Genomic DNA, 6,007 nt, shown 5'->3' with positions numbered 1-6,007 from the left:
CCCCCCCCGGGGGGGGCCCAGCCGTACCGACCCGTCGAGGACGGCGAGCACGGCGGGGAGCTCGGCGGCCGGGTCGGCGTGCACGAGGCTGCCCACCACGGTGCCGCGGTTGCGGATGACCGGGTGCGCGACCAGCCGCAGCGCCTGGCCGAGCAGCGGGTGGACGCCCGCGCGGGCCACCTGCGCGTGCCGGGCCAGCGCCCCCACGGTTACGCCGGCGGGACCCGGCTCGACGACGGCGAGCGGCGTCAGCCGGTTGATGTCCACCAGGTGCGCGGGCGCGGCGAGCCGCATGTTCAGCATGGGGATGAGGCTCTGCCCGCCGGCGAGCACCTTGCCGTCCACCCCGGCGAGGGTCTCCAGGGCCTCGCCGAGGTCCCGGGGCGCGTGGTAGGCGAACGGCGGCGGCTTCACCCGGCCGCTTCCTCCCCGGTCGCCTCCCTGGCCGCCGGAAGGGGCCGCGGCGGTCCGGCGATGGCGCGCAGCAGATGGTACCCGCCCACCACCACGATGGTGCCGAGCGCGATGCCCTCCAGCCGGAAGTCGCCGCTGATCAGGTGTTTCACCGGTCCGATCGCCAGGATGACGCCCGCGCCGATCGGGACCATGTTGACGGGGTCGGCGAAGTCGACCCTGTTCTCGATCCAGATCTTGGCGCCCAGGAGGCCGATCATGCCGTACAGGATGACCGTGACGCCGCCCAGCACGCCGGACGGCGTGGCGGAGACGAGCGCGCCGAACTTGGGGCTCAGCCCGAACAGGATCGCGATGACGCCCGCGATGTAGTAGGCGGCGGTGGAGTAGACCTTGGTGGCGGCCATGACGCCGATGTTCTCGGCGTAGGTGGTCGTGGGCGAGCCGCCGACCGCGCTGGTGACCACGGTGGCGACGCCGTCGGCGGCGATGGCGCGGCCCACGTACGGGTCGACGTCGGTGCCGGTCATCTCGCCGACGGCCTTGACGTGGCCGATGTTCTCGGCGATCAGGGCGATGAGCGCGGGCAGCACGAGCAGCACGGCCGAGGCCCGGAAGTCGGGCAGGTGGAAGTCCGGCAGCCCGACCCAGGGGGCGTCGCCGACCTTCGCGAAGTCGACCCGGAAGTGCGCGGGGATGTTCAGGGTGCCGTCGTCGTAGGCGGGCACCTGCCCGAAGATTCGGTCGGCTCCCCACGACAGCACGTAGCCGACGACCAGGCCGATGAGGATGCCGACGCGGCCGACGAACCCCTTGAACGCCACCACGACGACGAACGTGATGAGCATCGTGACCAGCGCCATCCACTGGTCCTGCGGCCAGTAGACGTCGGCCACCACGTACGCCAGCCCGAACCCGATCAGCATGACGACGGCCCCGGTCACGACCGGCGGGAAGATCCGGTGGATGATCTGCACGCCGAGCAGGTGCACGGCCAGGCCGGCGAGCGCGAGCACCAGCCCGGCGACCAGGATGGCCCCGGTGACGATGGCGTCGACCCCGGCCGTGTCGCCGCCGAAGATCGCCCGGATCGCCAGCACCCCGCCCACGAACGAGGCGCTCGTGCCGAGATAGCTCGGCACCCTGCCCTTGACCATCAGCAGGAACAGGATCGTGGCGACACCCGACATCATGATCGCGACGTTCGGGTCGAGCCCCATCACCAGCGGGAAGACGAACGTGGCGCCGAACATCGCCACCACGTGCTGCGCCCCGAAGCCCACCATGCGCGGCCAGGTGAGCCGCTCGTCAGGTCTGACCACCTCACCGGGAGCCAGATGCTTGCCGTCACCGTGTCTGGTCCAGCCGAAACCCATGAGACCCCTCTTCAACCGGGCCGTCGGTCAGGTGGCCGCCCCGCAGACTCCTCCGCGGCGGTTCTTCCCGTTGCGGGCACATTAGGCCCGCCGGCGCTGTGCTACACGGGCATGATCTGCCAAATTCCCCTCGTTCACCAGCCTTCCCCTCACTCACCTCGCTGCACCTGCGATCGTGCGCACGTTCGGGCTCGCGTGGGACCGCCGGTGTCCCGGGTCAGCGCACCCGGATGACGAAGCCCTCGCCGGTGACGACCTGCCCCGACCGGATCTTGCAGGTCTTGCGCAGCTCGACCTCGCCGTCGACCCGGACCATGCCCTCGGCGACGAGCATCTTGGCCATCCCCCCGGTCTCGGTGACGCCGCAGTATTTGAGCAGGTCGCACAGCGGGATGTAGTCGGATTGCAGTTCGAAGTCCACGGCACACAGGCTAGAGGACCGCGCACCCGTTGACGTGCCGCACCCGCCGGGTTACGGTCTGGACCAAAATGGGGCAGGAACGGACGCGCCGCGCGGAGGTGGGGTTGTGCCGAGTCTCCAGGAGGGTCAGTCGACCGGGCACGGTGCCGCGTCGGACCAGGCGCGGAGCCGCCCGCGGCGAAGGCGGGGCCGCGTGCGGCGCGCCCTGCGGGGGGCGGCGGCGGTGGTGTTGCCGGCGACGATGGTGCTGGCGGCGCCGCTCGCCGCGCCATTCGCGCCCGCGGCGGCGGCCGACCTGCGGATCGCCAACGAAGGCTTCGACGACGGGCTCACCGGCTGGAGCGGGTCGCACAGCCCGGGCGGGGTCACCGCCGCGATCTGGGACGGGCGCACCACCGCCCGCCTCGCCGACGCCGATCCCGGCGCCGCCTACGGCAGGGAGAGCATGCCGGGACTGCCCGCCACGGCGGGGAGGCGCTACACCCTGCACGCCGAGGTGTGGGCCGACAGCGGCCCCGCGCGGCTCTACCTGCGCTTCAGGGACTCCTCCGGCCGCCTCCTCGGCGCCGGCGCGAACGCCTCGGCCACGGGCCGGCGGTGGAACCACGTCACGGCCTCCGGCGTCGCGCCCGCCGGCACGGCCACCGTCTCGGCCCTGATCTACTCGGGGGTCGCCGACGTGGGCACCGCCTACTGGGACGAGGTGCTGATCACCAGGGACACGACCGATCTGGGCGTGCAGATCGAGAGCGGCGTGCCCAACGCCACCACGTTCGCGGGCGGCAGCGCGTACGCCCTCTACACCGGCACCCCCGACGCCAACCCGCAGCTCGCCGTGATCGACCTGGCCACCGAGAAGGTCACCAGGAAGATCACCATCCCGGACAGCGCCGCGTCCCCGACCGTGGGCGGCTGGGCGGCGGCCACGGCCACCGACGGCAGCGTCTACCTCGGCACCTATCCCAACGCCAAGCTCTACCGGCACGTCCCCGGCCAGTCCACGGTCACCGATCTCGGACGGGCGGAGGGCGGCTACGCGTTCATCTGGGACCTGGAGCCCGGGGCGGACGGGGAGGTGTACGGCGGGACGTACAACGACGGCCGGTACTTCTCCTACGCCGACGGCGCCTTCACCACGCTCGGCAGCGTGCCCGTCGTGGCGGGCGCGGAGAACGTGCGCAGCCTCGCCCACGACCCGGCGACCGGCGCCACGTACCTGGGCACGGGCACGAACGCCGCGCTGGTCAGGTACGACAACGCGACGGGACGTGTGGACCGCCTCCTCCCGGCCGCCTACGCGCACAACTCCATGGTGGGCGGCCTCACCTGGACGGGCGGCAGGCTGTTCGCCTGGATCGACCGCACGCTGCTCGTCCTGCGCGTCGCGCGCGCCGCCGACGGCTCCCACACCGCCGCGGCCGACGCCGCGATCACCGACGTGGACCTGCACCACTCCCCCGCCCGCGACGGCCGGGTCTGGTTCGTCAAGGAGGGGCTGCTGCACTCCTACGAGGTGGCCACGGGGACCGTGCGGGCGACCTCCGTCCGGCCGGGGCTGGACGTCACCGGCTACACCTGGTCCGGCGGCACGCTGGTGGGCCTGGGCGCGGCCGAGGACGGCACCAGGGTCTTCAGGTACGAGCCGGTGAGCGGCCAGTGGAGCAGCAGGGTCGTCTCCGGCGCCCCCGTCCTGCCCGCCGCGATCAACGCGCTCGGCACGGGGCCCGACGGCCGGATCTACACCGGCGGCTACCTGACCGGCGGAACCGGCGCGCACGACCCGCTGCGGGGCGACGGCGACGACGGCAGACCGGACACCCCGACCCGCACCGGGCTCAGCCAGACCGACAGCCTGCTCGCGCACGACGGCCGGCTCTACATCGGGGCCTACCCGTCGGCCAAGCTCTACAGCCACGTCCCCGGCGACCCCTGGCCGCCCACGCTGAGATACACCGGCGGGGACGCCGGCAGCAAGGCCGACGACTGCGAGCCGGGCGAGGGCCCGCCGCCGCAGGACCGGCCGTACGCGCTCGCCGGCGGACCGGACGGCACGGTCTACATGGGAACGGTGCCCAAGTACGGCAAGCGCAGCGGCGCGCTCACCGTCTGGAAGGAGGGCACGCCGGGGAGGACCCTGTGCGTGGCGGCGAACCAGGCGGTCGTCTCGCTGGCCTTCGCGGGCGGCATGCTGTTCGGCGGCACGTCCACGCGCGGCGCCCTGGGCGTCCATCCTGTCTACGCTCCCGGGGCGTCGGCCACGCTGTTCTCCTACGACCCCGCCACCGGCGCCGTGCGCCTCCATCCGCTCCCGCTGCCGGCGCCGAAGGCCGTCACCGCTCTCGCGCAGGTGGACGGCCGGCTGTGGGGCCTGGCGGGCGGGTCGCTGTTCACCCTCGATCCGGCCCGGCCGCAGGAGATCACCACCGAACAGCTCTTCCCCGACCCCGACTACGCCGCCAGGCCCAGCCTCGCCTGGCGGGACGGGGTGCTGCTGACCGTGGCCCAGGACCCGCGTCACGTGTACGACACGGCCGGCGACCAGATCTTCCGGATCGACCGGTCGACGCGGGCGCTCACCGTGCTGCTGACGGACCCGGGGATGGAGGGGCTGACGGCCGACCGGTTCGGCAACCTCTACTACAGGATCAACGAGAGGCTGCACCGCCTCGCCCTGCCCGCCTGAGCCGCGCACCCCCTCCGGGTCCGGCCCGCCGGTCCGCCCCGCGCGCCCACCGCAGCCACCTGTTCCCGTCGTCGTCCCTGGAACCTCAAGGCCGCGGTGACATGACGCCGGCGACCTAGTGGACGCGGACACGGCCGCCGGCGTCACCGATGAGGCGGATCACGGCGAACGCCTTCTAGATGCCGCGCATGCGCAGCACGTGCAGGGCGAGGGTGAGGTTGAGGCGCAGGTGGGGGTCGTCGGTGAAGCCGCCGAGCAGCCGTTCGAGCTTCCCGATGCGGTAGCGCAGCGTGTTGTAGTGGAAGTGCAGCCTCCGGGCCGTCTCGGCCACGTTGAGGTTGGTCTCCAGCAGCACCTGCAGGGTGCGGCGCAGGTCGGAGTTCTCGGCGTCGTCGTCGGTGGCCAGCGGGCCGAGGGTCTCGCGGACGAAGGCGTGCAGCTCCTCGGTGTCGTTCACCAGCGACAGCAGCCGGTAGACGCCGAGCTGGTCGAAGTGGGCGACCGCGCCGGGGCCGTGGAGCTGGCGGCCGACGCGCGCCGCCTTGAGCGCCTGCGCGTACGCGTCGGGCAGCGTGTCGGCGCCCGCGCAGGGCCGCGAGGTGCCGGTGGAGAAGGTGACGGGCGGCGAGGCGGCGGGCGGCGAGTCGGTGAAGGCCGCGGCGGCGTCCCTGGCCAGCCGCGCCGTGTCGGCCGTCGCCCCGACGACGGCCACCACCTCGTGGGAGAAGCCCGCCACCGCGCCGCGCGGGTCGTGCCGGCGGATCGCCGCGGTCCAGCTCGTGACGAGGCGGTCCTGGGCGCTGCGCTCGTCGCCGTCGGGGTCGATCTCCGCCACGAGGACGGTGACGGGCCGTTCGAGGTCCCAGCCGAACGCCCTGGACCGGGTGGCGACCCGTTCGGCCGAACCGGCGCGGCCGGTGAGGACGTCGCGCAGGAAGTCGGCCCGGTACTTGCTCTCGACGGCGTTGACCGCCTCCTGGCGGGTGACGACGAGCGCGGCGACGGTGGCGGCGCGCTCCAGGATGCCGATGTCGCTGTCACGGATCGCGCCCGCCGGGCTGTAGGCGACGATCCGGCCGTGGTGGTGGCCCGCCGCGACGACCGGCACCGACA

5 protein-coding genes are annotated in these 6,007 nt (G+C 73.3%); 1 reads left to right on the top strand and 4 read right to left on the bottom strand.

Annotated features, from left to right (window positions below; genetic code table 11):
* The 3 genes from CXR44_RS40715 to CXR44_RS08515 all read right to left on the bottom strand — a co-directional run.
* On the bottom strand, window positions 1-414 hold a 414-nt coding region (locus tag CXR44_RS40715), incomplete at its 3' end, for an FAD binding domain-containing protein (protein ID WP_245898977.1).
* The gene (locus CXR44_RS08520; RefSeq protein WP_101784371.1) at window positions 411-1,790 is read right to left on the bottom strand and encodes a uracil-xanthine permease family protein; all 1,380 of its coding nucleotides are present in this window, start codon (window positions 1,788-1,790) and stop codon (window positions 411-413) included. The genes CXR44_RS40715 and CXR44_RS08520, both read right to left, overlap by 4 nt.
* Window positions 1,791-2,007: 217 nt before the next feature.
* Window positions 2,008-2,211 carry an RNA-binding S4 domain-containing protein gene (locus CXR44_RS08515; RefSeq protein ID WP_219601714.1) on the bottom strand — a complete coding sequence of 68 codons (204 nt, stop codon included), beginning with the start codon at window positions 2,209-2,211 and terminating at the stop codon, window positions 2,008-2,010.
* A 193-nt stretch (window positions 2,212-2,404) separates the two neighbouring features.
* Between CXR44_RS08515 and CXR44_RS08510 the strand changes: the two genes are divergently transcribed.
* Complete coding sequence (locus CXR44_RS08510) at window positions 2,405-4,894, top strand: NHL repeat-containing protein (protein ID WP_101784367.1); 2,490 nt, start codon at window positions 2,405-2,407, stop codon at window positions 4,892-4,894.
* Window positions 4,895-5,069: 175 nt separating this feature from the next.
* Here the strand turns inward: CXR44_RS08510 and CXR44_RS40710 are convergent.
* The coding region (locus CXR44_RS40710) for a PucR family transcriptional regulator (RefSeq protein WP_245898976.1) at window positions 5,070-6,007 on the bottom strand (938 nt) is incomplete at its 5' end.

This window comes from Nonomuraea indica (assembly GCF_002850745.1).
Taxonomy (GTDB): domain Bacteria; phylum Actinomycetota; class Actinomycetes; order Streptosporangiales; family Streptosporangiaceae; genus Nonomuraea; species Nonomuraea indica.
The sequence above is the reverse complement of the archived record's forward strand: the minus strand, read 5'-3'. Positions and strand labels throughout refer to the sequence as shown.

Bases quoted from the DNA above. Each gene is read 5' to 3' on its own strand.
- CXR44_RS08520 (WP_101784371.1), bottom strand. From the start codon at position 1,790: ATGGGTTTCGGCTGGACCAGACACGGTGACGGCAAGCATCTGGCTCCC.